The organism is uncultured Thiocystis sp. (assembly GCF_903866365.1).
Taxonomy (GTDB): domain Bacteria; phylum Pseudomonadota; class Gammaproteobacteria; order Chromatiales; family Chromatiaceae; genus Chromatium.
The window spans coordinates 1-2,313 of sequence record NZ_CAIPNF010000274.1; the positions used below are offsets into that span (position 1 = coordinate 1).

The 2,313-nt window shown below is 63.9% G+C and carries 5 protein-coding genes; 4 read left to right on the top strand and 1 reads right to left on the bottom strand.

Annotated features, from left to right (window positions below; translation table 11 throughout):
• From mobI to QZY07_RS15395, 3 genes are all read left to right on the top strand, one after another.
• Window positions 1-295 (top strand): conjugative transfer protein MobI(A/C) (gene mobI, locus QZY07_RS15385; protein ID WP_295404524.1); only part of this gene is annotated, 295 nt, incomplete at its 5' end.
• Between the two features lie 479 nt (window positions 296-774).
• A complete protein-coding gene (locus QZY07_RS15390; protein ID WP_295404525.1) occupies window positions 775-1,443 on the top strand; it encodes an N-acetylmuramoyl-L-alanine amidase in 669 nt (222 codons plus the stop codon).
• Window positions 1,440-1,745 (top strand): hypothetical protein, encoded by a 306-nt coding sequence (locus QZY07_RS15395; protein ID WP_295404527.1) that lies wholly within the window; start codon window positions 1,440-1,442, stop codon window positions 1,743-1,745. Before QZY07_RS15390 ends, QZY07_RS15395 begins: the two co-directional genes overlap by 4 nt.
• Before the next feature lie 13 nt (window positions 1,746-1,758).
• On the opposite strand, the gene QZY07_RS15400 is transcribed toward QZY07_RS15395, so the two are convergent.
• A complete protein-coding gene (locus tag QZY07_RS15400; protein ID WP_295404529.1) occupies window positions 1,759-1,923 on the bottom strand; it encodes a hypothetical protein in 165 nt (54 codons plus the stop codon).
• A 206-nt stretch (window positions 1,924-2,129) separates the two neighbouring features.
• On the opposite strand from QZY07_RS15400, the gene QZY07_RS15405 reads away from it, so the two are divergent.
• A partial coding sequence (locus QZY07_RS15405; protein WP_295404531.1) for a hypothetical protein occupies window positions 2,130-2,313 on the top strand: 184 nt, incomplete at its 3' end.

Genomic DNA, 2,313 nt, shown 5'->3' on the forward strand with positions numbered 1-2,313 from the left:
CCAGATCGAGTGGTATCGGGTCCACGCGAAGCGGCGCACGGTCTATCTCAAGCGCGGCAAGGGTCAGGATGGCCGGATCAGCCAGCAATACCCGATGAGCAATTTCGGTCGCCTCACGGGCTGGGAGAAAGACCTCATTCACGTCTACGAACCGCAATTCGCGCGGCTGCGGACGATTCAATCGCACATCAGTCACATTCGGATGCGTTTCAGGCTGATCAGCGAGGAATTCGACCGCAACCGTCATGTGGCAGGACACGGCGAATCATCCGACACACCGGACAAGTGGACGTGACGTCGGTCGCGGATGGCGGGGCCGATCGTGATTTCACCCTTGAACCATTCCCGATGTCTTCACGTCGGGTTTCAACATCAATCGAGCCAACACGGAAAGCCCTCTGTCGAAACGCGGTCCGCTTGATTAAACCAGCGCCTTCATCAACGCCTTTCGGGGCCATTCCGAGGTCATTGGCGAGCAATGGATGACAACGTCTTGCGAAAGCGCATCGCCTTTGGCGCACGGCGAGCGGCGCGTTTTGGAACGCAAGACGGGCAATCTGCCCGCGCCCAATCTTGCGCCGACCGGCAAGCGGTTATTTTCCAATCGCTCATGAACAATCTTTTCGTTGTTCCGCCTCGCCGACCGAGGCCATTCAATCGCTTGCGGAGTGGGCATTGCGCGGACTAAAACCGATGGTTCAGGTGTTGCGGCGGGGTTTACGTGACGCGGGATGTCCATTGCCAGGGACGTTCGCTGGCGAGCGTCCTTGCCTCGTGGCGATCGATGTTGGGCATTCGCCCGACTCGCCGGGCGCGATCAGTGCGAGCGGCGTGCCGGAGTTCGCGTTCAATCGCGCGCTGTCTCATGCGCTGGTGGAAGCGTTGGCGTCGAAGCCGGATTTCAAGCCGGTCTTGCTGACGCTGAGTGCGAATCGCGGGCAAACGCCATTGACGCCCCGCGCGCGCGCCGAACAGGCCAATGCGCTGGGTGCGGATCTGCTGATCTCCGTGCATCACGACAGCGTCCAGCCGCGTGATCTCACCGAGGTTCACAAACACGGGAAAACCTTTCGGTATTCGCGGTATGCCCAGGGGTATTCGCTGTTCGTCAGCCGGGATCAGTCGTGTGGCGAGGACGGGGGTCTGCGTCTGGCCCTGCCGGTGGGTGACGCCCTGCAAACGCGCGGGTATCGAGCGACGGGGCATCACGCCGAGGACATCGATGGCGAGCATCGTCCCTGTCTCGATCCGGTGCGGGGGATTGATGCCTTTGATCGTCTAGCGGTACTGCGTCACGCGCGGATGCCTGCGCTTCTGATCGAAGCGGGCGTCATTGCGCATCCCGAAGAAGAAGCGGAACTGGCGAAGGCGTCCGCGCAACGGCGCATGGCCGGCGCGCTGGCGGCGGGTCTGGTCGCGTGGCGGCAGGAGGCAGAAGGTTGAATCGGGAACTCCCGCCGCTCACGCCAACGCAACGTCGCGACCTTCAGGAGGCTGTCGACGAGCGCGCGGCCATCCTGGAATTTGACGCGGGTCAACCGAGGTTGCAGGCCGAGATGCAGGCCAGGAATGCGCTGCGCGTCTACCGGTATCGCGTCACGGACCGTCCTACCGAGTGGTTGACGTTGATCGCGCCGGGGTGCGACTTGGACGAGGCCCGGCAAACGCTGATCCAGCGGTTCGGGGCCGAGCGGGTCATCGAGGTGGTGCCGCAACCGCTCGCACGCCAGGAGATCCTCGCGTGATTGCTCCGTATGATCAGGATCGCTTGATCACGCTCGACCACGCCGATGCGCTGGACGCGCTGAGGTGGATGCCGCCGGTCGACGCCAGCGTGACCGGTGACACCAACGCCGAGAAGGCGCGGTGCGGCGATGAGCGCCTGTCTTTGTCGGTGGCGACACCCCCGTGGAGGATGTTCATGTGTGTACCCGATCCGTCGCCGTCGTCCTTGGACAGGGGGGCACGTCAGCCGCGCGGCGTCTGCCGACGCTCGACATGCGCTCCCTGCCCGGACAGGGCTCTGCGAAGGCGCGCGTGGGACGCGCACGCGCTTTCTCCGACAGATCCCGCCCGCGTCGACGTGCCGGTCGACGCTCCCTTTTGCCAACGAGGTCACGCGCCGCGCGATGCCCAATCCAGACCTGCCGTTCATCCAGCGTCGCGCGCATTTGCGCCGACCGCTTCAAACCCTGACCAAGCTCATGTTTTCAGGCGCCGAAACGCCGCTCATCGCGCGCCATCGTGACCTGTCCTGGGGCGGTGCGAGCCTTATCGTGCCGGGCGCCTTGCCGCTGGAGGCCAAGACGTTCC

Coding starts and splice junctions, on each gene's coding strand:
- QZY07_RS15400 (WP_295404529.1), bottom strand. CDS start 1,923: ATGAACATCCTCCACGGGGGTGTCGCCACCGACAAAGACAGGCGCTCA.